The 21,026-nt window shown below is 38.0% G+C and carries 22 protein-coding genes and 1 riboswitch; of the genes, 18 read left to right on the top strand and 4 right to left on the bottom strand.

Annotation, left to right across the window (positions count from 1 at the left end):
• The first annotated feature begins 376 nt into the window (after nucleotides 1-376).
• The 8 genes from spoIID to fabZ all read left to right on the top strand — a co-directional run bounded on the left by spoIID (nucleotide 377) and on the right by fabZ (nucleotide 6,283).
• Nucleotides 377-1,399, top strand: a complete 1,023-nt coding sequence (gene spoIID, locus ACWV26_RS02095; RefSeq protein WP_455896725.1) for a stage II sporulation protein D — start codon at nucleotides 377-379, stop codon at nucleotides 1,397-1,399.
• A gap of 10 nt (nucleotides 1,400-1,409) precedes the next feature.
• Nucleotides 1,410-2,087: a peptidoglycan DD-metalloendopeptidase family protein gene (locus ACWV26_RS02100; protein WP_455896726.1), complete on the top strand. Its 678-nt coding sequence runs from the start codon at nucleotides 1,410-1,412 to the stop codon at nucleotides 2,085-2,087.
• A gap of 86 nt (nucleotides 2,088-2,173) precedes the next feature.
• On the top strand, nucleotides 2,174-2,455 hold the full coding sequence (locus tag ACWV26_RS02105) for a sporulation transcriptional regulator SpoIIID (RefSeq protein ID WP_455896727.1): 282 nt from the start codon (nucleotides 2,174-2,176) through the stop codon (nucleotides 2,453-2,455).
• 228 nt (nucleotides 2,456-2,683) lie between these two features.
• Nucleotides 2,684-3,685: a rod shape-determining protein MreB gene (gene mreB / locus ACWV26_RS02110; RefSeq protein ID WP_455896728.1), complete on the top strand. Its 1,002-nt coding sequence runs from the start codon at nucleotides 2,684-2,686 to the stop codon at nucleotides 3,683-3,685.
• 97 nt (nucleotides 3,686-3,782) lie between these two features.
• Complete coding sequence (locus tag ACWV26_RS02115; RefSeq protein ID WP_455896729.1) at nucleotides 3,783-4,622, top strand: flagellar hook-basal body protein; 840 nt, start codon at nucleotides 3,783-3,785, stop codon at nucleotides 4,620-4,622.
• A 24-nt stretch (nucleotides 4,623-4,646) separates the two neighbouring features.
• The gene (locus ACWV26_RS02120) at nucleotides 4,647-5,483 is read left to right on the top strand and encodes a flagellar hook-basal body protein (protein ID WP_455896730.1); all 837 of its coding nucleotides are present in this window, start codon (nucleotides 4,647-4,649) and stop codon (nucleotides 5,481-5,483) included.
• Between the two features lie 27 nt (nucleotides 5,484-5,510).
• The gene (locus ACWV26_RS02125) at nucleotides 5,511-5,822 is read left to right on the top strand and encodes a DNA-directed RNA polymerase subunit beta (RefSeq protein WP_455896731.1); all 312 of its coding nucleotides are present in this window, start codon (nucleotides 5,511-5,513) and stop codon (nucleotides 5,820-5,822) included.
• 20 nt (nucleotides 5,823-5,842) lie between these two features.
• On the top strand, nucleotides 5,843-6,283 hold the full coding sequence (fabZ, locus tag ACWV26_RS02130) for a 3-hydroxyacyl-ACP dehydratase FabZ (protein WP_455896732.1): 441 nt from the start codon (nucleotides 5,843-5,845) through the stop codon (nucleotides 6,281-6,283).
• A 505-nt stretch (nucleotides 6,284-6,788) separates the two neighbouring features.
• On the opposite strand, the gene ACWV26_RS02135 is transcribed toward fabZ, so the two are convergent.
• Nucleotides 6,789-7,001 carry a DUF3889 domain-containing protein gene (locus ACWV26_RS02135; protein WP_455898155.1) on the bottom strand — a complete coding sequence of 71 codons (213 nt, stop codon included), beginning with the start codon at nucleotides 6,999-7,001 and terminating at the stop codon, nucleotides 6,789-6,791.
• A gap of 280 nt (nucleotides 7,002-7,281) precedes the next feature.
• Between ACWV26_RS02135 and ACWV26_RS02140 the strand changes: the two genes are divergently transcribed.
• Nucleotides 7,282-7,659 (top strand): hypothetical protein, encoded by a 378-nt coding sequence (locus ACWV26_RS02140; protein WP_455896733.1) that lies wholly within the window; start codon nucleotides 7,282-7,284, stop codon nucleotides 7,657-7,659.
• Between the two features lie 109 nt (nucleotides 7,660-7,768).
• On the opposite strand, the gene ACWV26_RS02145 is transcribed toward ACWV26_RS02140, so the two are convergent.
• Nucleotides 7,769-8,206, bottom strand: a complete 438-nt coding sequence (locus tag ACWV26_RS02145) for a YwpF family protein (RefSeq protein WP_455896734.1) — start codon at nucleotides 8,204-8,206, stop codon at nucleotides 7,769-7,771.
• Nucleotides 8,207-8,458: 252 nt separating this feature from the next.
• Between ACWV26_RS02145 and ACWV26_RS02150 the strand changes: the two genes are divergently transcribed.
• Nucleotides 8,459-8,908, top strand: a complete 450-nt coding sequence (locus ACWV26_RS02150) for a single-stranded DNA-binding protein (protein ID WP_455896735.1) — start codon at nucleotides 8,459-8,461, stop codon at nucleotides 8,906-8,908.
• A 381-nt stretch (nucleotides 8,909-9,289) separates the two neighbouring features.
• Here ACWV26_RS02150 and ACWV26_RS02155 read toward each other — a convergent pair whose 3' ends face one another.
• Both ACWV26_RS02155 and ACWV26_RS02160 read right to left on the bottom strand, forming a co-directional pair.
• Nucleotides 9,290-12,061 carry a DEAD/DEAH box helicase gene (locus ACWV26_RS02155; protein ID WP_455896736.1) on the bottom strand — a complete coding sequence of 924 codons (2,772 nt, stop codon included), beginning with the start codon at nucleotides 12,059-12,061 and terminating at the stop codon, nucleotides 9,290-9,292.
• Complete coding sequence (locus tag ACWV26_RS02160) at nucleotides 12,058-13,629, bottom strand: hypothetical protein (RefSeq protein WP_455896737.1); 1,572 nt, start codon at nucleotides 13,627-13,629, stop codon at nucleotides 12,058-12,060. Before ACWV26_RS02160 ends, ACWV26_RS02155 begins: the two co-directional genes overlap by 4 nt.
• A 214-nt stretch (nucleotides 13,630-13,843) precedes the next feature.
• Here ACWV26_RS02160 and ACWV26_RS02165 point away from each other — a divergent pair, with 214 nt between their 5' ends.
• From ACWV26_RS02165 to ACWV26_RS02200, 8 genes are all read left to right on the top strand, one after another.
• Nucleotides 13,844-14,308 (top strand): IDEAL domain-containing protein, encoded by a 465-nt coding sequence (locus ACWV26_RS02165; RefSeq protein WP_455896738.1) that lies wholly within the window; start codon nucleotides 13,844-13,846, stop codon nucleotides 14,306-14,308.
• Between the two features lie 388 nt (nucleotides 14,309-14,696).
• Nucleotides 14,697-15,485, top strand: a complete 789-nt coding sequence (locus ACWV26_RS02170) for a hypothetical protein (RefSeq protein WP_455896739.1) — start codon at nucleotides 14,697-14,699, stop codon at nucleotides 15,483-15,485.
• Nucleotides 15,486-16,069: 584 nt separating this feature from the next.
• Nucleotides 16,070-16,834 carry a hypothetical protein gene (locus tag ACWV26_RS02175; protein ID WP_455896740.1) on the top strand — a complete coding sequence of 255 codons (765 nt, stop codon included), beginning with the start codon at nucleotides 16,070-16,072 and terminating at the stop codon, nucleotides 16,832-16,834.
• A gap of 69 nt (nucleotides 16,835-16,903) precedes the next feature.
• Nucleotides 16,904-17,013: riboswitch (TPP riboswitch) on the top strand.
• A 143-nt stretch (nucleotides 17,014-17,156) separates the two neighbouring features.
• The gene (locus tag ACWV26_RS02180; protein WP_455898156.1) at nucleotides 17,157-18,161 is read left to right on the top strand and encodes an ABC transporter substrate-binding protein; all 1,005 of its coding nucleotides are present in this window, start codon (nucleotides 17,157-17,159) and stop codon (nucleotides 18,159-18,161) included.
• A 14-nt stretch (nucleotides 18,162-18,175) separates the two neighbouring features.
• Nucleotides 18,176-18,466, top strand: a complete 291-nt coding sequence (locus ACWV26_RS02185) for a thiamine-binding protein (protein ID WP_455896741.1) — start codon at nucleotides 18,176-18,178, stop codon at nucleotides 18,464-18,466.
• A complete protein-coding gene (locus ACWV26_RS02190) occupies nucleotides 18,466-19,212 on the top strand; it encodes an ABC transporter permease (protein ID WP_455896742.1) in 747 nt (248 codons plus the stop codon). Before ACWV26_RS02185 ends, ACWV26_RS02190 begins: the two co-directional genes overlap by 1 nt.
• A 1-nt stretch (nucleotide 19,213) precedes the next feature.
• Nucleotides 19,214-19,957, top strand: coding sequence for an ABC transporter ATP-binding protein (locus ACWV26_RS02195; protein ID WP_455896743.1), 744 nt, complete (start codon nucleotides 19,214-19,216; stop codon nucleotides 19,955-19,957).
• Between the two features lie 2 nt (nucleotides 19,958-19,959).
• Entirely contained in the window at nucleotides 19,960-20,724 is a 765-nt protein-coding gene (locus ACWV26_RS02200) for a TatD family hydrolase (protein ID WP_455896744.1), read from the top strand.
• Nucleotides 20,725-21,026 lie beyond the last annotated feature (302 nt).

The raw sequence follows: 21,026 nt of genomic DNA on the forward strand, positions 1-21,026 counted from the left end.
TTTACTGAAAGCATTTAAAGGAGATTAGTACCCTAAAGTAATTGAAGTGGACTCGGCGCAGACTCCTAGCTAGAAAAAGCGAGACAGGTGAGGCCCCGCACGTAGCGAAAATTCTTTTTGCTCTGCAAAAGGAATTTTCTGCGACGAAGCTAGCGAGGCGATGCAGGAGCAAAGGCTTTGCGTAGGAGGAGACTCACCGCTCGTCCGCAGGAAAGCGAAGCCGAGACCACTTCCAACTAAAACCCGATTAGTATTAAATTTGTTTTCAATTTCTTATTATATACGAGCAACAGCCTGGAATAAAAACTTGTACAAGCCAATACAACACATAGAGTACTACATTCATAAATAAAGCCTGTCCTTCATACGCTTCTATATGAAAAAAATACACCTTTATATTCTTATTATGATCGTCGTCCTATTCGCATTGCCTACTTTATTTATGAAGAAAGAAGAAACGAAAGCAATTCCTGCTTCAGATTCTGCAGCACTTGAACCTCAGCAAACAAGTAAAAAAACAGCAAACCCAAAGAACGATGAGTGCAACATCCTAATTCAAATTCAAGGGGAGGGAGAAAAGTATTCACTTGAAGAGTATATCGTAGGTGTAGTAGCAGCTGAAATGCCTGTATCCTTCGATATTGAAGCGCTCAAAGCCCAAGCCATTGCTTCCCGTACATTCGCCTTACAGCGCACAAATTTTGGTGAAAGTTCTATTGAACCAAGCGTCTCAGCCCAAGCCTTTGCAAATGAAGAACAGAGAAGAAAAGACTGGGGCAAAAGCTTTGAAAAAAATGAAGAAAAAGTCCGCAAAGCTGTACAAGCTACAAAAGGACAAGTTCTGGTTTATCAAAATAAGCTGATTACAGCGATGTTTTTTTCAACGAGCAATGGAAAAACAGAAAGCTCAAAAGACTTTAGTGGACAATCTATCCCGTATTTGCAATCTGTAACAGTTCCATCGACTGAAAAGTCATCTCCAAGATATCACACAAACTATAGCTTTACATTAGAACAATGGAATGCATTATTTAATCAGCCATGGACAAAGGCAAAGATACAAAATATGAAAATCTCTCGAAATGATTCAGGTAGAGTTGAAACAATTCAATCGGGAGACTTTAAATGGTCTGGTAGAGAAGTGCGAGAAACACTTCAATTAGCCTCAACAGACTTCACAATACAGTGGAATGATAGCGAGAAAAATGTACAGGTGAACACAACCGGATACGGCCACGGAGTAGGGATGAGCCAATATGGTGCCAATGCTCTCGCTGAGAAAGGAGCAAGTGTAAAAGAAATCTTGTATCATTTCTATCAACACGTAAAAATAGAAAATCTAAAAAAATCTTCTTCTCTATGTTTAAACTCTCAAGCTATTGACAACAATAGCAAATGAGGTGATGAAAATGAGAGAGGAAAATAATCAAAAACCTACTCCAGAAAAAGGAAACATGACAAAACAACGCTGGTTCTGGCCAGTAATTTACGCAGGATTTTCAGTTTTACTAGTAGGAGGTGTTTGGGGCTACTCAGCTTTAACAAATCCTTCAAGTGAAACAAAAGGTACCTTAACAGCTACTAATGCTCCTAGCCAAGAAGAGGATCCAAACAGTCCAACTGTCGAAACCAATGCAACAGCAGAATCTATGAAGTACCCATTTAAAGAAGCACTTTTAAAAGATGCCAAAGTTGTTCAGGACTTTTATGACGTTAATGCAGATGAAAAGCAAAGAGAAGGTGCATTACTTGTATTTAATCAAACATTCACTACAAGTGATGGTATCGCAATTGCAGTAAATGGAGAAAGCTTTGATGTTCTTGCTGCACTTAGCGGAACAGTTGAAGAAGTAAAAGAAGATCCATTCGTAGGAAACAAAATTACAATTTCACATCCTAATGGTATGACAACAATATACAGTTCTGTCGGTGAAATTGATGTCAAAAAAGGGGACAAGGTTGACCAAGGTCAAAAACTTGGTAAAGCAATCGATAACCAATGGAACCCTGCTGCAGGAACACATGTGTATTTTGAAGTAATGCAAGAAGGTAAATACATCAATCCAAAAAGTTTACTTGCATTTTAGTTAATTAGGCTAATTTCGTTCTAAGCTTCAATTTTTAGACATAAGGTGAAGAAACGTTCGTACATCATTGTGGAAAGGAAGAGAATGTGCACGAACATATTCGCAACCGCTGTCTAAAGCTTGGGTTTATGCTCAAAGAATCACAGCAAACTGTGAGAGCCTTAGCACAAAAAACGGGTTACTCCAAAAGTACCATTCATAAGGATCTCACTGAAAGATTATCGCAAGTGAATGAAGATTTAGCGAAAGAGGTAAGTGAGATCTTAGCTTACCACAAATCCATCCGTCATATACGCGGTGGAGAGGCAACACGCCAAAAATGGCTAACACGCAATACAGAAAAAGAGACACCTTCGCCTAATGAATAGCGAAGGTGTCTTTTCTTTGGTTTTTTATTTCAAAAAGGTTGAATGAAACAAGTAAAAAAAATACAAAATATAGAAGTCTAACTTTATGTGTAAAGTCTTATCGATATAACCTAAATTGCCTACAAATTTTGTATGAATCAGATGTATTTAACCCGCTGCTATGTTAAAATATTCAAGATACATATACATTTTTTAATTGTACTTGAAAAGGAAGAAAGGGGAAACAATATGTTTTCTAGAGATATAGGAATTGATTTAGGAACTGCAAACGTACTTATTCACTTAAAAGGCAAAGGAATAGTATTAAATGAACCCTCTGTAGTTGCAATCAATAAAAATACAAACAAAGTATTGGCAGTTGGAGAAGAAGCAAGACAAATGGTAGGTAGAACACCTGGGAATATTGTAGCGATTCGTCCATTAAAAGACGGAGTCATCGCTGATTTCGATGTGACTGAATCCATGTTAAAATATTTTGTCAATAAATTGAATATTTCAGGCTTTATGTCTAAACCAAGAATACTTATTTGTTGTCCAACCAATATTACAAGCGTAGAACAAAAGGCTATTCGAGAAGCAGCCGAAAAATCAGGTGGCCGAACTGTTTTCTTAGAAGAAGAACCAAAAGTAGCAGCAATAGGAGCTGGTATGGATATCTTCCAACCAAGCGGCAATATGGTAATTGATATTGGTGGTGGTACGACGGATGTTGCTGTACTATCAATGGGCGATATTGTTACATCAGAATCCCTTAAAGTAGCAGGCGATGTATTCGATAACGATATTCTCCAATATATTAAAAAACAGTACAAGCTATTAATCGGTGAACGCACAGCGGAAAATATTAAAATTACAATTGGTACAGTACAACCTGAAGGCCGCGATGCGAGCATGGAAATTCGTGGACGCGATTTACTAACAGGTTTACCAAGAACTGTTGAAATCCACTCAAAAGAAATCGAACGAGCATTGCATGAATCTGTAGCATTAATCGTCCAATCAGCCAAAAATGTACTCGAAAAAACTCCACCAGAACTTTCAGCAGATATCATTGACCGCGGTGTTATGGTAACCGGTGGTGGCGCCCTTATTCATGGTTTAGACCACTTATTGGCACAAGAACTTAAAGTACCAGTATTTATTGCAGAAAACCCAATGAATTGTGTAGCAGAAGGAACAGGAATTATGTTAGAAAATATCGATAGAACTACAAAACATCACAAAAAATAGTCGAAATAATAAATAGAATAATTAAAACGTACCAATTGTTCATCCCATGTTTTTCACGTATTTTGAAAAAATCACTTATATCGAAAGGATGAAAACCATGTTTCGCGGTTTTTACACAGTCGCTTCCGGCATGATTTCGCAACAACGCCGAACAGAACTTCTATCAAACAATATTGCAAATGCCAATACACCAGGATTTAAAGCAGATCAATCAACGATTCGCTCATTTCCAGAAATGCTTTTGACACGGCTTACTAAAAGCGGTCCTGCAAATGTCCAAAATGGTTTTGAAGGCAGTTCTGCAAATCAAGTAGGGGCTCTTAGTACAGGTGTTTATTTACAAGAAACATTACCAGACTATTCCCAAGGCCAGTTGACAGAAACACAGTTACCGACCGATTTTGCACTCGTAGATACCAATCTACCGACGAATAATCAAACGGGTAAAAAAGGTGCTATTTTCTTCCGTTTACAAAGTCCAACGGGGAAAGAGGCATACACTCGTAATGGGAACTTCACCTTAGATGCAGCTGGTAATTTAGTAACTGCACAAGGATATTATGTACTATCTGATCAAGGACAGAAAATTACATTACAAAATGATAATTTTAAGCTTACAGAAGATGGGGCGATTTTGGAGAATGGAAGACAAGTTGCACGATTAGGCGTTTCCTATTCAGCGCAGCCCGATACTTTAGCAAAACGCGGTACAGGTCTATATTACACAAGCAATGGTCAAAATCTACCATCTGCTTATACCACACAAAATCTTCGTCTTTCAACAAAACAAGGTTTTATCGAACGATCAAATGTGGATGCTACTCGTTCTATGACAGATATGATGACAGCTTACAGAGCCTTCGAAGCCAACCAAAAAATATTACAAGCTTACGATCGCAGCATGGACAAAGCTGTAAATGAAGTAGGGAAAGTTTAATCAGAATATCAGGAGGATTAACTGATGAATCGTACAATGATTTCTGCTGCCAATACAATGTCACAACTTCAACAACAATTAGATACCATTGGAAATAATATGGCGAATAGTAATACTCATGGTTATAAAACAAAAGAAACCAAGTTTAATGAATTACTATATCAACAATTCGAAAACGACGGACAAGACAAAGTACGTCGTCAGTCGCCTATTGGTATCCGAATTGGAGTGGGAGCAAGTCTTGCACAAGCGCAAATGAATTCCAAGCAAGGTACTATTCAACAAACGCAACGTGCGCTAGATTTTGCATTCACAAAAGAAAAACAATATTTTAATATTTTAATGCCAGACGGTAAAAACACCAAAACAGTCTATACACGCCAAGGTGATTTCTATCTTTCTCCATTAAAAAATGGTAATGTGATGTTAGTAAATACAGATGGCTATCCAGTAGCAGATGCCTTTGGTAATGCCATTGTATTAAAAGATGATGCAAAAGACTTTAGCGTGACTGCAGACGGAACGCTAAATGTTAAGTATAATAATAATACTAATGCAAAAATTGAATTGGGTGTAACTGAAATTCAAAATCCCGAAAGCATGGAGCATATTTCAGATACATACATTGGCTTGCCTACAAATTTTAATCAGCTTGGTGTAGCACAAAGAGATGTCCTGCAAAATTTAACAGGTAATCAGAGAAACCAAGTGGCAATGCAAAATGGAGGCCTTGAAATGTCGAATGTAGATATTTCAAAAGAAATGACCGACCTCATCAACACCCAACGTTCATATCAATTTAATGCAAGAACCATAACAATGGCCGATCAAATGATGGGACTAGTGAATGGAATCAGATAAGTAATTGATTAAAGAGGAGAACAGGTAATGACAAATAATTCAACAAAACAGAAAGCTGAAAACACATCTCCACAGCCACGTACGCGTAAAGAAGCAAAACAAAATAGACAAAATGCGACTGATACAAATGAACGTGATATCAAAAAATGGAGTTCTTCAGGTGCATTATCAATTGGTCTCCGATTGATTGTTATTGTTGTATTAATTGTAATTGCAGCAATTGCTGGCTCCATGATCGGTTACGGCGCTATCGGTTCTGGAAGCCCACTAAGCGTATTTAATCCTGCGACATGGCAACACGTATTTGATATCTTAAACGGAGTACAATCATCTAAATAATAATCAATTGGAGGAACAAAATGTTAACAGCAGATCAAATTCAACAAATCTTACCACATCGATATCCATTTCTTTTAGTGGATCGAATCATAGAAGTGGATGAAGGAAAAAAAGCAGTAGGCATTAAAAACGTCTCTATTAACGAACCATTCTTCCAAGGACACTTCCCAGGATACCCTGTAATGCCAGGCGTCCTAATCATCGAAGCAATGGCACAAGTTGGTGGCGTAGCACTTTTAAAATCCGAAAAATTCCAAGGACATCTTGCTTTCCTAACAGGCGTTGATAACGCACGCTTCAGACGCCAAGTCATTCCTGGAGATCAACTAACAATCGAAGTCGAATTCACTAAACTTCGCGGTGTAATGGGAAAAGGCCACGGCAAAGTAACAGTCGGTGACGAATTAATATGCGAAGCAGATATTCTATTTGCTATCGGACCAAAATCAGAAGCAGAATAAATATATCTAAAATGAAAAAAGAACCACTTTGAGCTTAGAAAGCTTAGAGTGGTTCTTTTTTAGAATAATGCATAAAAAATACTAAAAATATCAAATTAATATTATTGAACATGATTGAGTCTTGATGACTAAAATGGGACTTAAATTGTTACCAGTGTGGATGACCTGTTGCTTTCCGTAGGTATCGTCCGCAAAGTCGTGGATTAAAAAATCAATTACTCAAAAGCATTATTCGCGGAAGCAAATCGTATATCATTTAGTCTGGTGGCCGCGGACAAGGGAGCATTTCCTCTTTCATTACGAAGAAGCCATTCGATTTACCGTGGATAAACGCTCTATTCGCTATTTTTGCTTTCCAATTCGCTCTTTCTGCATTCCATTTCGCCCATTTGATACTCCAATTCGCTATTTTCACAACTCAATTCGCCATTTTCTAAAATGTGTTTGCATTCTAAGTAATTTAAGTCCTTACACACAGTAAGCATTCTACAAACGAAATATTATCCTATCTTGCAATTTCACGACAATCAATCTGAATGACTTTTTCTGTTTCCGTTTGATATGTGATTGTGACATACACTCCGAATTCATGATCGCCTTCTTGTAGCCATAGTTTAAACTTTTCGATTGTGGAGTCTTCTTTTGTTTCACTTCCTTGATGTAGGTAGTCGATGATTCTTGCGTTGGGGTATTTCGAATGGATAACTTTTATGGCAATTTATCCCCATTTTGCATAATTAGGAACTTTTTGGTTTGCTTCAAGAGTAATTGTTGGGGGTTGATTAAGAATTGGACTACTTGTGAGGATGCCAAGTGCGATCATGATTTTCTGCATGCAAAGCCTCCTTTAAATCGTGTTATTCTCCATTATTATCTCCAAATTAATCGAAATCATTTTTTTTATCAAAGGATAGTTTTACTTTTTCCGCACATGCTATTTTCGAATCGCACACAGTGTTGTAGTGGTTTAAAAAAATTGTGAAAGGAGTTATGCGAATATGTGGAAGAAATCTTCTGCAATCTTGCTTTTTTCAGCACTTTTATTAGTTGGATGTAGCAGCAACAAGGCCTATGAGGGTACTCGTACTGAAACGCCAATGGAGGATGTGAATAGACACGTCAATGAAGGTGTAACGGACGACGGCATTACAAATGACGGTGTCAACAACGGTATGAACAATGGTACAAACAATGTTGAAAGAGGCGCCAGTGATGTAACAGAGGACGTCAAAGAAGGAATTAATAAAGTTCTTCCTGGGACACCAGCAACTCCAGCACCAACAACTCCAGCACCAGGGACTCACGATAAAACAATCGTAGATGATAATATTGGAAATGGTGCCGCTCTTCCTCACGATAGAGACGACAATAAATAAAGTGAAACTTCAATCATGGGTATTAAAAGCCTGATGGGAGTTACTGCCCGTTATTTTGGGATAAAAAGAACTTGGCATATCAATAATGGTATGCCGAGTTTTTTTATTTTTAGCTTTTGAAATCTTTTAGTCGAGGTCGGGATTTCATATCGGCTTTGAATTTTTCCAGTAGTTCATTACCTGTTAGTCCTTGTTCAACGAGCTCTAGCAGTAATTGCTCAGCATACTGGCGGCGGATTGAATTTAATGTCCCTTTCAATAATACGGATACATGTTTTTGATCTGGCATTTTCACAATATCCTGAACAACGACACGGAATGTAGCAGGCTCGTTGTCTGGATACGAAATGACAGCACGAACGTTTAAAATTGTATCGGTAGCTAAATATGGAGAAAAATCAGCAGCATACTGCTCTTCTAAATATAATTCTAAAATCCAAGATTTATGGCTATTTTCTTGATTGATAATTATTCCATCAGTTAGGGGAAATGACTTTAACTGTTCATCTTTTAATAGTTCTAAGGATAACATTTTAAATGTTTTCATTTAGACTTATCACCTATCTTTCGACGAAAATATGCAAAATAATTATAACATACATAAAAACTGCTAAAACAGAATTTTGCATACTTTTTGAAAAATTAGGAAATGAGTAATGGCGCGTTTTTTTCAAGATAAGGCCTTTTTATAATTAAATTTCACAACCCAAAATGCTTAAGAAATCGACATTTCGCCATTTTGCGCAAAATATGCAATCCGATTATGATATGTGTAATTCAAGCGGGAGGAGGTGACAAATTGAATCGAGTTTCACTTGTAGGAAGGATCATTACAAAAGATCCTGAATTACGACATTTATCGGAAGGAAGGGTTCAAACAAGTTTTATCATTGCGATTAACCGAAACTTTAAAAATGCAAATGGCGAAATAGATGCTGATTTCGTAACATGTTCAATCTGGGGCAGGCTCGCTACTAATGTAGTGAAATATTGTGGGAAAGGTTCATTAATTGGGGTTGGTGGCCGACTACAATCAAGGTCCTATGAACGGGGAGACGGAAAACGTGTTTATGTCGTCGAAGTCATTGCAGACGAAGTACGCTTTTTAGCATTAAAAGAACGTGATGGGAACAACGATCAAAAAATAGAGCAAAAACAACAACTGAATACACAAACAAATGCAGAACCAGCAGTACCATCTGGTTTCACGTTACCAAAAGAAGAAGCAGAAGGATTACCAATGGGTTAAAACAGCTCCTATTGGAACGACCGCACCAATAGGTTTGATGAATTGGTCCAAATAAAATCAACCAATCGATCATCCAATGGAACAATTCAGATCGCTGTAAGTATGCTTGCAATATGCTTAATGAATACCAAGGGTTGTAAATGTAAGGGTACAAAATCAAATGAGAATAGAATAAATGTTATATGGGGATATAACAAAAGCGTTAACTGTCTTTGGGGAAGACAGCGGATGAAGTCATCAAGTATGGCTTTATCTGTACATATCAGCACTTTTTTTAGGTGCTAGACTATTATAAAATTCATAATAAATCCCAAAGCCTCATAGTAAAAAAGCTGCTCAGAAGTGAGGAAAACTACACTTCTAAACAGCATAATAACTTAACTAAAAGCTAAACGAAAGGAGATCCTTAATCTCATCATCATTTAATTCTGTAATCCATTGACTAGACTGGATGAGTTCTTCAGATAACGCTTGCTTCTCTGTTAGCAATGCATCTATCTTTTCTTCAATCGTACCTGTTGTGATGAACTTATGCACATGGACAAATTGCGTTTGGCCAATCCGATAGGCACGGTCTGTTGCTTGGTTTTCAACTGCTGGATTCCACCAACGATCGGCGTGTAGCACATGATTTGCTGCTGTTAAATTTAAGCCAGTACCGCCTGCTTTTAATGACAAGATGAAAATAGGAAACTCGCCATTTTGGAAAGACTCTACAAAATAGTCACGCTGTTGCTTTGGCATACTACCTGTCAAGAATGGTACATCAATATCATACAACTCGGACAAGCAGTGTTGTAACAGATGACCCATGCCAATATATTGCGTGAAGATCAAACATTGCTCTTGATTTGAAGCAATGTCAGATGCAAGTGTTACAATACGATCTAGCTTTTCTGAACGACTTAGCATATCTTCAGCTGCTTCAAATGGTTCCTTTAAATACAGAGCAGGGTGATTACAAAGCTGTTTTAACTTGTTCAGCATTTTTAAAATAAGCCCTTTACGCTCGAAGCCTGATAATGTTTCAAGCTTTTGTACCGTTTCTTGGATAAAGCTTTCATATAATACTGCTTGTTCTTCAGTAAGAGGACAGTATTCACGCTGTTCGAGCTTATCTGGAAGATTGAGCATAAGTGCTGGATCTTGCTTCGTACGGCGCAATAAGAACGGTTGAATTTTCTTACGTAAACGAAGTACTTGGCTTTCTGATTCATCACGTTCGATTGGGGCGATGAATTCCTCTTGGAAACGAGAAAAGCTACCAAGATACCCTCTATAGATAAAGTCGAAAATAGCCCATAACTCAGATAAGCGATTTTCTACGGGTGTACCTGTTAAAGCAATATGGTGTCCGCCATGTAGTTTGCGTATGGCTTTCGATTGCTTGGTATGCATGTTCTTAATATTTTGGGCTTCATCCAGTGTAATATTGGTCCATTGGAAGGATTCAAGCATTTCAACATCTTGAGTAATCGTACCGTATGTGGACAATACCACCTGAGGCTTTTCTTTTTCAATATACGTCATAAACGCTTCGTCTTTTAAACGATTGGCTCCATAGTGCAAATACACCTTTAAAGAAGGAGCAAAACGTTCTAATTCTTTTTGCCAGTTTCCAAGTACGGAGGTTGGACAAATAATAAGAGTAGGCGGTGCATCAAGATTTTGGTCATATATATTCAATAAGTAAGAAATAAGCTGAACCGTTTTTCCAAGACCCATATCATCCGCAAGACAAGCGCCAAAGTTTTGTTCACGCATAAAGACAAGCCATTCAAAGCCCTCTTGTTGATAAGGGCGTAACGTAGCATGAAGGCGGTCTGAAGGCTCAACAGATGGTAATCCTTTTTTATCAATCAATTTTTGCATATAATCACGCAATGATTTTTGCATTTCAAATTGGAAGAACGGATCATCTCGGTCTTCATCATCATCCTCATCTGGAATCAATAGCTCTTCAGGCAACTCCTGGAACAACAAATCTCGAACTGTCCAGTTTTCATTCTCAGCTCGATCCATTAATTTACGAATTTCTTGCATCCATGCTGCGTCTACGCGGACCCATTCTGTGCCTGCACGGATAAATTCTCGGTTATCATTAACCATTTGTTGGAACTCTTCTATAGAAATCTCTTGCCCATTTAAAGAAAGTTTCCAATCAAATGTTAAGATTTCTTGTAATCCAGCGGCAGATTTATAAGTTGACGACGTACTTGCACTTGCTCGAACTTTGATACGAGAGTCTTTTAAATCTTTTAACCAAGCTGGCAGAACAATTTCAAAGCCGAGCGCTTGTAGACGCGCAAAATCTGAGCGCAAAAATTCACGTACATCTGGATCCTTCATTTGAAGTGAAAGGAAATTGTTTGGATTCACATCTTGCATATAATCTTGTGTGTGTAGTAATTCTACCATTTGCTGTTGCAACTCTTTGATGCCAGTCGCATGCTCTGCCCATTTACCAGGTAATGCATTTTCAATTTGTAGTACACGCTTACGCATTGGGGGAGCCCAATAGTTCGTACTTTTCTTATTCCGAATCACCGTTTCGAGGAACCATTCTTCGCTATTTTCAGCGGGTTCGCGAAGACGTAACCCTACGTAAATTTCTTCGTCCACAGTTTTTGATTTAATTGGCCACCCACCATTACGGAAGAATGGCAGTAGGGATGGAAGATCATGGACGGTAAGACCAACTTCCACTAACTTTTGTGTTAAAGCCATATTCAAAAGCTTTTGGGACAACTCATCAACTGGTAAATCAAGCGTAAAACCGTCTTCATCAAGCGAAATATGGTTCCACAAATCTTCACTATACCAGTGAGTTGAAGCATTTGAAGAAGCGTTTAGGTAGCCAGTTGATTTTTCGTCCATTCCTTCATATGTGATAAATGGATGTTTTTGTTCATCTGAAAATAATTCCACCAGTTCAAGTGGGGTAAGTATAATTTTATCTGTTGAATGGTTTGCTGTTAGGCCATAAAAGGCTGGTTCATATTGAAAGAATAGGAAAGAAAGCCATTCACTTGTGGGCATTAGTTCACCATTTTGAGTATGTGCCTGTATAGAAAAAGATTGTCCTGATTCAGTTTCTATATCAAGTAAGATTGTTTTCAAAAAGGTATCAGGCACTTTTGCATTCATTGTCATAGCTTCAAGTTTCCTTTCTCCATTTCTTCTTGTAATGCACGAAGTCGTTTGTATTGGTTTCGAGTTTGGTCTACGTATTGATTCCAAAATTCATTTTTACCACTCTTTTTCGCTGCAGCCTTCATCTTTTTCCACACGCGAACGGCTTGTTTATAATGTTGACGTGATTTTTGATTGAGCTCATTTGTGGCTAGCACATGATACAACGGAAGGAGTGCCTCTGGTTTCTCTTCTAACACCGTTTTTAAGCCGCATAGCTCTAGGTAAGCGAGTGACGATGGAAAACGATGATGTAGTGCTGTCCATTCTTTAAAGCGACTACGTTCAATCAAAAACAGTGAATAAGGTTGCATCCCATACATACCAGAGGATGAAAACAAAACTTCCGCTTCCTCGTCATTAAGATTAACTTTCGAACATAGTTTATTGAAAGCGCTAACAAAGGCTGAACGGTACCTAGTATTTAACCAAGTATTGATAAAGCCATCCAAGACGGGTAGCATTGCTCGAACAATCATTGAAAGGGCATGATCATCTTCATTTCGATCGGCAAATCGTGCCAAATCCATCCAGATGAGCATGTCTTCTTCTTTAATACCTGCAACCGATTGTTCTAGCTGATCGTATTTTTTTAACATCACAAAGAACATCGATTCAATGCCGGTAAGATTAACGTCTTCAGCAATATGACGGTCATTATTAATCGAAGTTAGTTCAGTTTCTCGTCGAGATTTCTCATTAAACATGGATTCCCAGAATAAGGTATATATATATAGCCTATGTTCAAAATAACCAGTTTGGTGTAAAAGGAAATAGTTGACGATTTTTTGCAAAGTATCATAAAAAGGATCCGTCGCAAAAAGACGAGATTTTGAAGAGGTTACTCGAATGTGCTCCTTCACTTTCTCGGATTCATGCTCTATAAACTGGGTGTAATACGTTTTATATGATTCAGAAGTTGGTTCTAAATGCTTCCAAGTATGTGATAGTAGCGCTATATGTGTAAATAACTTATACAAACTTTGCCACTCACGTTCAAGTGGTGTTTGCTGATTAATTTGACGTTCCATATCTGCAAAAATACTCTCAATTAAATATGGATTGAAAGAAGATTGATTATATAAATTTGCTTTATAGATATTTTGCACAAGTCGTAACCAAGCTTCAGGGGATCGTTCTTCCTTCAAAAATTTTAATTGTGAAGTCTTTTTTGAACGAAAATTATCAAGAAAGGAAGATAAGGAATCAATATATTGATATAACACGAATAGGGCCGCCAACTTATGACGACACCATTTATTTTTCGGACAATCGCAAGTTAAACTATCAGTATTTATATGAAATGTAACATTCGTAGGTGTTGCATCTTGCACAACAAACGAAATCACATTACGTTCTTCACTAAAAGATGTAACTTTCACATAGTTGTGACGGGCCAAAAATGCAGCGCGTCGAATTAATTCTTCATCTTCAGCGTTTGAAGCATCAAGATCTAAGCCAATTTGGGCCATTTGATTACGAATAAAATCCTCGTAACTTTTGGCAATATCAGAAATATTCGTATTCATAGCATTCGCTCCTGCAAAAAAACTTTCCTTTCATTATAAAGCTTTTTAAGGCTATCCGTAAATGCAAAAGGAATTATTTCGTTAGAAGTCCAATTATATATTGGTTAAAGATAGGGAGTGTTCAGTATTTACGAGAAATATTTTTGTGTCACTTAAAGGTATTCCGTGATATTATATTAATAATCAGAATATTCCTTCAAAGGAGGGGCTTTGCATGTTAGAAGTGAAAAGAATGGAACCATTCTACACGAAACGAGATGGAGCGCGTTTGAAAATGGTGTTTGCGTACCAATACTTCTCCATTGTAAAGGATGAAGAGCTATTCCATTTCATCCCTGTAGAAGGAAAAGAAATTGTGATTAACTTAACTTCGTTGAAAATTGAAAACCTATCAGAAGTCTTCGTATTCCAAAAAGGAAGCAGGTTTATACGTTTACCTTTATATCAATTATTACTTGTTTCGAATATTAATGACCATCTTGAACTCATACTAGATGAACTTGAACTGAAAAGAGGTGTGCAACTCTTAAACGCGCCATCAGAAATCGACGTTCTAATTGAAGAACTGGAAGATTGCAACCGCTTGCGCCTAATCGATCATGCCTTAGCTACAGGCGACAAAGAACTATTCCATCAACTAGCTAAAGACTTAAAAACTACGGAGGACAAAAAGAGTTGAATAAGCAATTCCCATAGAAAGCACCTACTCATTCGTTAAACTGACTAGGTGCTTTTTGATTTCTAAATTTCCATTCAGAAAACATTCCCCTAAAAAATACATCCCCATATATTAAAAGTGACAAAGAATTAGCACACAATAAAAATAATATGCTCAATACTTTGAAATGTACCCTTATTTATGAAAATTTAATCTAAAATTTTGAATTTAAAAGAGAGCATATTTGCTTGAATCGTTCTAGAGAGGACTTAAATTATTATCAGCGTGGATAAACCAATGAAACCGTGGATTAGTTAGTTGGAACGAAGGATAAAGACTTTAAAGCCAAAGCACGAAAGAGAGGCCTATTTGCCACGACCAAAGGGAACCTTAACGAAAAGGTTGGTGAATGATGAGCGAAAACGTGTATTCAGTTATGCAGTATTTGCCTATAAACGCAAAGCTATTAGTACTACCAAATAAAGGACCTGCAATTTTATTAGCAGATTTAGACGGAGATTGGATCAATGAGCTAATCATTGCTTATCACTATCAAAATGAAAATTACCTAATGATATTGAAATGGTCGCACGGAAATTGGATACCGATTTTAAATAGTAAAGGAGCAGGATATGGCATAACTGATTTACAGGCGGTCCCTCTTACAAGGCCCGGCGTTAACACGTTGATAGTCGGTTGGCGAATTGGGAGCATTTGGTCGAAACTGGATTTATTGCAATGGATGAATCATCAATTTGTCCATCTGCCGACAAATAATATTGTGTACAGTAAGTTAGAAGTGGAAGACATGCCAGGAAAATATGGTCGCGATGGCCAGTTTGAAATGGCAGTCTGGGTACACGATACAGGGGAGGCCTACAAAGTACAGGTTTACCGACTTAACGGTTTAGTGTGGTCGGTTGCAAAAGATGCTTATCCATATTATTTCAAAAAAGTAGCAGCTTTTTATAAAAAGCAATTACAAAAAGATGATTACTCGTTTTACTGGTACTACTTAGCAGATGCTCAAATGAAGGCCGGTGAACTAGACCAAGCACTTCAATCCATCAATAGGGCCTTAACATTTCCAGACCCCTATCCATCTAAAGAAAAAATGTTGGAATTGAAAAATGAAATAATTCAACGTCTCTACTCAAACCTATCATCCGCGGCACAAAAGAGAAGTCAACATAGATAATTACTGCCACCGCCAAGCGAGCAATCAGGGGGTTAATTAAGTATTCAGCAAGAGATCGTTCGTTAGTGGTGACTTAAAGTGTTTGGAACGTGACTGTAATTGAGAAAATAGCGAATAGACGGGTCGAATGAGCGAATTGGCCGGCGGAAAGGGCGAATAGAAACGCCAAAAGAGCGAATTGGATGGTGAAAAGAGCGAATTGGCAATGAAAATGAGTAATCAGTGGTTTAATTAAGTGTTCAGCGGAGATCGTTCGTTAGTGGTGACTTAAAGTGTTTAGAACGTAACTGTAATTTAGAAAATAGCGAATAGACGGGTCAAATGAGCGAATGGGAACTAGGAAAGGGCGAATAGAAACGCCAAAAGAGCGAATTGGATGGTGAAAAGAGCGAATTGGCAATGAAAATGAGTAAATAGGATGCCCACCAAATAGAGAATAGCAGTACTAAGAGAATATGGCTGATCCAATGAACGAATAGCCCGACCAAAATAGGCAAGAAACCAGCTCTAATCGCAAGTGAAATCACCCACTCCCAAGCATCTTCTCCTTTTGCGCATACATTAGATAAAAGGGGTGGATGAGAATGAGCGAAAGCGAAGATTGGTTGAGAGACACCTTGCCACCGTCAGCAACAGTTCTGGAATTGCGAAATGCCAATAGACCGGCGATTTTATTGGCAGATATAGATGGAGATCGAGTAAAGGAATTAATAGTTGCTTATCAATATCGAGGAGAAAATTTCCTTCTACTATTTAAGAAATACTACAATCAATGGTATCCAATTGTAGAGATTAAAGGGAAGGGATACGCGATAACAGATCTAATGGTTGTTCCACTTACGAACCGCGGAGTCAATACATTGGTTGTTGGCTGGCAAGTAGGAGAAATGCGATCACAGTTGTTTTTACTGCAATGGTATACCCATGGATTTAAGAATCTACTAACAGATAGTGTGGAATATAGTAAGTTATATGCGGAAGATATTTATGGTAGATACGGGAAGGACGGTCAATATGAATTGGCTGTTTGGATTCATGATATAGGGGAAGCCTTTAATATTAATGTGTATCGTTATCATAATGTGAGAGGACTTATGAAAGCGAATGATTTTTATCCAAGTTATTTCAAGCGAATTGCGACGAATTACAAGCAATTATTACAGACAGACAACTTTCCTTACTACTGGTACTATTTAGCGGACGCGCAGTTTAAGGCAAAAGAGTTCGATGAAGCACTCATTTCGATAGAAAATGCCTTAACGTTTTCAGATCCATATCCATCAAAAGAAAAAATGATGGAATTGAAGAATGAAATCATAAGTAAGCAAACGCAAATGGGGTCCTCATGAAAAAAGCCCTATCAATTTTCTTCCCATTTTTCGACTGTTTGGTATAATAGATTTAAGAGTTCAAGTGAATGAAGAATGTGGGGGAGCTGGTAATGCCAGCTGAGAATGTATCCAATAGGTACTGACCCTTAGAACCTGATCTGGCTAACACCAGCGGAGGGAACATCACCTAAAAATCAAAGTAAATGTAAAACAACGACTTTTAGAATGAATGTTAACGTCCGGAATGGTTCCGGGCGTTTTCTTTTTTCTTTATATGACTCGGGAAAACGGTTCTATGACAATTCATAGAACGTGTCAAAAAATAATGGGGGCAAGAATGATGAAAAAGTTATATGCATTTCTATTAGTTGCCATACTTGTACTGGCAGGCTGTTCATCGAAGAGTTCTAATAGTACAAAAGAAAAAGCAACTGATTCTAAGAAAGAACTAAAGAAAGTAACAGTCGTTTTAGACTGGACACCAAATACTAACCACACGGGTTTATATGTGGCAAAAGAAGAAGGATACTTTAAAAAACAAGGATTAGACGTTGATATAATTCAACCTGGTGATACAGGAGCAGATCAATTAATCGCAACAGGTAAGGCTGATTTTGGTGTTAGTTACCAAGAAGGCATTACACAAGCTCGCGTACAAGGGGTTCCGCTCGTATCAATTGCGGCCGTAATCCAACACAATACCTCTGGCTTCGCTTCACCTGTTGCCAAAAATATTAAATCACCTAAAGACTTTGAAGGTAAAACATATGGCGGATGGGGTTCACCTGTTGAAAAAGCCGTCATCGATTCATTGATGAAAAAGGAAAATGCAGATGTCAAAAAAGTTGATATTATCAATGCTGGCGACGCAGATTTCTTCACAATGGTTAAAAAAGATGTAGACTTTGCTTGGATTTATTATGGATGGACAGGCATTGAAGCAGAACTTCGTGGCGAAAAATTAAACATGATTTATTTAACAGACTATAGTAAAAAATTGGATTACTACACACCGGTTTTAGCAACAAATGAAAAAATGATTCAAAACGCCCCAGATACAGTAAAAGCATTTGTCAAAGCAGCTTCACAAGGATACGAATATGCGATTAAAAATCCAGACAAAGCAGCTGATATCTTAGTGAAAGCAGCACCAGATTTAAATCCGAAACTTGTGAAGAAAAGTCAAGAATGGCTTGCTGACAAATATCAAGACGATGCAAAACAATGGGGCGAGCAAAAACTTGAAGTATGGGAAAACTACGCAAATTGGATGAGTGACAGAGGTTTATTAGAAGGTAAATTCGATGCCAAAAAAGCATTCACCAATGAATTTTTACCAAAATAATGGAGGAATTTAAAATGGCCAATTCTTTAATTAGTGTTCAAATCATACCAAAAACTAAAAAGTACGAAGACGTCATTCCTTTTGTTGATGCAGCAATCAAAATCATCGATGAATCCGGCGTAAAATACGAAGTACACCCTCTAGAAACAACAATGGAAGGTGAAATGACCGAAATAATGAGCATCATCACGAAGATGAATGAAAAAATGATTGAATTGGGATGTGTCAACGTTATTACACAAGTAAAAATCCTGTACCAACCATCTGGCATAACAATGGATACACTTACGGAGAAATATCGCTAATGAAATGGCTACGGAACAATGGAGGGGCAATTTTTCTGCTCCTCTTTCTTTTAGCTTTATGGGAAATCATCGTAAGAATAACAGACACACCCGCATGGTTATTGCCGGCACCATCTAAAATTTTTGCAGAAGGCTTCAACGTGATTCCAACTTTTTCAGTAGATATTCTCGCAACGACAAAACTATCCATACTTGGCCTTGTCATTGGGAGTGTAGTTGGATTCGCAATTGCTGTAATTCTACATATTTTACCGATAGTCCAAAAGATGACGTACCCATTGCTCATACTATCGCAAAACATTCCAATTATTGTACTCGCACCATTGCTCATTATTTGGTTTGGTTTTGGTATGATGCCAAAACTTATTGTCATAGGACTTGTTTGTTTCTTCCCAATTGTTGTTGCAGCACTTGATGGCTTTAAAAACACGGCACCTGAGCTTAAATATTATATGCAAATGGCGGGTGCATCCAAGACGCAACTGTTTTGGAAACTGGAATTGCCTAATGCATTACCATCATTATTCTCAGGGTTGAAAATTTCAGCGACCTACAGTGTGATGGGAGCGGTCATTGCAGAATGGCTAGGGGCAAAACAAGGAATTGGCGTGTATATGACGTTATCGCAAGCATCATTTCGTACAGATCGCGTATTTGTCGCTATCTTCACAATCATGCTTTTAAGCGTACTTTTATTTGGCCTCATTCGCCTAATGGAAAAGATGTTCATAAAAGGCAGGGAATAAAATGTTATTAAATATGGAACATGTAAAGAAGCGCTTTGCTGATACAGAAGTCTTGCAGGACATCGAACTCCATGTAAAAGAGGGAGAATTCGTTGCGCTGCTTGGCCCTTCAGGAAGCGGGAAAAGTACGATTTTCAACCTGATTGGCGGCATTATAGAGCCTGATGAAGGAACGATTACCTTAAATAATCGAAAAATTCACGGCAAGCGTGGGCTAATCGGCTACATGCCACAACAATCATCCCTTTTCCCATGGAGAACGGTGCTTGAAAATGTAGTGCTTGTACAAGAACTTTCAGGAAAGGCAAATAAAGAAGAAGCAAGAGATTGGCTAGCAAAAGTTGGCCTGCAGGAATTTGAAAATGCTTATCCAAACGAGCTTTCAGGTGGCATGAAACAACGTGTTGCCTTTATCCGAGCAATGTTAAGCAAACAAAATCTTCTATGCCTTGATGAACCTTTCTCAAGCCTAGATGAGTTCACGAGAATCAATATGCAAAAATGGCTGCTCTCTGTATGGGAAGAAAACAGAAAATCTATTCTATTCGTCACTCACAGCATTGAAGAAGCGCTGTTTTTAGCAGATCGAATTTATATTCTAACCAAGCGACCAACAAAGGTAAAAAAGGAAATTATCGTACCATTCGCAAGACCAAGAGAAGAAGGCCTTCTAAATGACGGTGAATTTTTCCGCATGAAGAAAGAGATTTTCGAACTACTAAAAGATGAATTGGAAGAGGGATAACTATGATTGTCGATGCACATATACACTTCGACCAATACAATGAGGAACAACAAGAACTGATTTTAAAAGAAATGCAAGATTATGACATCACACAACTGATTTCCGTTTCAACTGATTTAGATTCATGTGAAGCGAATTTGGCACTTTGCAAAAAGGATGGGCGAATACTACCGGCATTCGGTTTCCATCCAGAACAAAGCGTGCCAGACGAAGTAGCGGTGGCTATACTTTTCGATTGGATTAGGGAAAACAAAGATGCCATGATCGCAATCGGAGAAGTCGGTTTGCCTTATTATTTAAATAAAGGCGTTTCCTACGAACCCTATATTGAGTTATTGGAAAAATTCATCACGCTAGCGGCTGAGCTCAAGTTGCCCATCGTTTTGCACGCTGTCTACGAAGACGCACGTATTGCCTGTGATCTACTAGAAAAACATCAAGTAACGGCAGCTCACTTCCACTGGTTCAAGGGAGATCCACAAACCGTCGACAGAATGATTGCAAAAGGCTATCACATCTCCATCACTCCGGATGTCCTATACGAAGAAGAAATCCAACAACTCGTATCACACTATCCACTTGAACAAATAATGGTTGAAACAGATGGACCTTGGCCGTTTGAAGGACCCTTCACCGGACAAATGACGCACCCAAAAATGATCAAAGAAACAATCGGTAAAATCGCAGAGATTAAACAGGAACCAATTAATATAGTAGAAAGTAAATTGTTTGAGAATGCTAAGCGATTTTATCGTATTGGTGAATAGAGATATTTGAGAGGACAGTGCCTTGATGGGTGCTGTTCTTTTTTTGATTGTGTGTTCCTCCAGGTGGTGAGGAGGACTTAAAATGGTTGGATTGTCGGTGTAATTTAGAAAATAGCGAATAGGATGGTCAAAAGAGCGAGTAGACGAGCCGAATGAGCGAATTGGCCAATGAAAAGAGCGAATAGATCGACCAAATGAGCGAATAGAACCTCCACAATTCAAAGTCCAATAATTGTTCAAAACCCAAGAATACTCAAAAGCATCGTCCGCGACTCAAAAGTCATAACATCCACAAACAGATG

The sequence above is a fragment of the Rummeliibacillus sp. JY-2-4R genome, from assembly GCF_053847205.1.

Excerpts from the sequence above, each read along its gene's own strand:
- ACWV26_RS02140 (WP_455896733.1), top strand. The coding sequence starts at position 7,282 with ATGTGGAAGAAATCTTCTGCAATCTTGCTTTTTTCAGCACTTTTATTA.
- ACWV26_RS02170 (WP_455896739.1), top strand. The coding sequence starts at position 14,697 with ATGATGAGCGAAAACGTGTATTCAGTTATGCAGTATTTGCCTATAAAC.
- spoIID (WP_455896725.1), top strand. The coding sequence starts at position 377 with ATGAAAAAAATACACCTTTATATTCTTATTATGATCGTCGTCCTATTC.
- ACWV26_RS02100 (WP_455896726.1), top strand. The coding sequence starts at position 1,410 with ATGAGAGAGGAAAATAATCAAAAACCTACTCCAGAAAAAGGAAACATG.
- ACWV26_RS02180 (WP_455898156.1), top strand. The coding sequence starts at position 17,157 with ATGAAAAAGTTATATGCATTTCTATTAGTTGCCATACTTGTACTGGCA.
- ACWV26_RS02175 (WP_455896740.1), top strand. The coding sequence starts at position 16,070 with ATGAGCGAAAGCGAAGATTGGTTGAGAGACACCTTGCCACCGTCAGCA.
- fabZ (WP_455896732.1), top strand. The coding sequence starts at position 5,843 with ATGTTAACAGCAGATCAAATTCAACAAATCTTACCACATCGATATCCA.
- ACWV26_RS02115 (WP_455896729.1), top strand. The coding sequence starts at position 3,783 with ATGTTTCGCGGTTTTTACACAGTCGCTTCCGGCATGATTTCGCAACAA.
- ACWV26_RS02160 (WP_455896737.1), bottom strand. The coding sequence starts at position 13,629 with ATGAATACGAATATTTCTGATATTGCCAAAAGTTACGAGGATTTTATT.
- ACWV26_RS02185 (WP_455896741.1), top strand. The coding sequence starts at position 18,176 with ATGGCCAATTCTTTAATTAGTGTTCAAATCATACCAAAAACTAAAAAG.
- ACWV26_RS02195 (WP_455896743.1), top strand. The coding sequence starts at position 19,214 with ATGTTATTAAATATGGAACATGTAAAGAAGCGCTTTGCTGATACAGAA.
- ACWV26_RS02165 (WP_455896738.1), top strand. The coding sequence starts at position 13,844 with ATGTTAGAAGTGAAAAGAATGGAACCATTCTACACGAAACGAGATGGA.
- ACWV26_RS02190 (WP_455896742.1), top strand. The coding sequence starts at position 18,466 with ATGAAATGGCTACGGAACAATGGAGGGGCAATTTTTCTGCTCCTCTTT.
- ACWV26_RS02145 (WP_455896734.1), bottom strand. The coding sequence starts at position 8,206 with ATGAAAACATTTAAAATGTTATCCTTAGAACTATTAAAAGATGAACAG.
- ACWV26_RS02125 (WP_455896731.1), top strand. The coding sequence starts at position 5,511 with ATGACAAATAATTCAACAAAACAGAAAGCTGAAAACACATCTCCACAG.
- mreB (WP_455896728.1), top strand. The coding sequence starts at position 2,684 with ATGTTTTCTAGAGATATAGGAATTGATTTAGGAACTGCAAACGTACTT.
- ACWV26_RS02155 (WP_455896736.1), bottom strand. The coding sequence starts at position 12,061 with ATGACAATGAATGCAAAAGTGCCTGATACCTTTTTGAAAACAATCTTA.
- ACWV26_RS02120 (WP_455896730.1), top strand. The coding sequence starts at position 4,647 with ATGAATCGTACAATGATTTCTGCTGCCAATACAATGTCACAACTTCAA.
- ACWV26_RS02200 (WP_455896744.1), top strand. The coding sequence starts at position 19,960 with ATGATTGTCGATGCACATATACACTTCGACCAATACAATGAGGAACAA.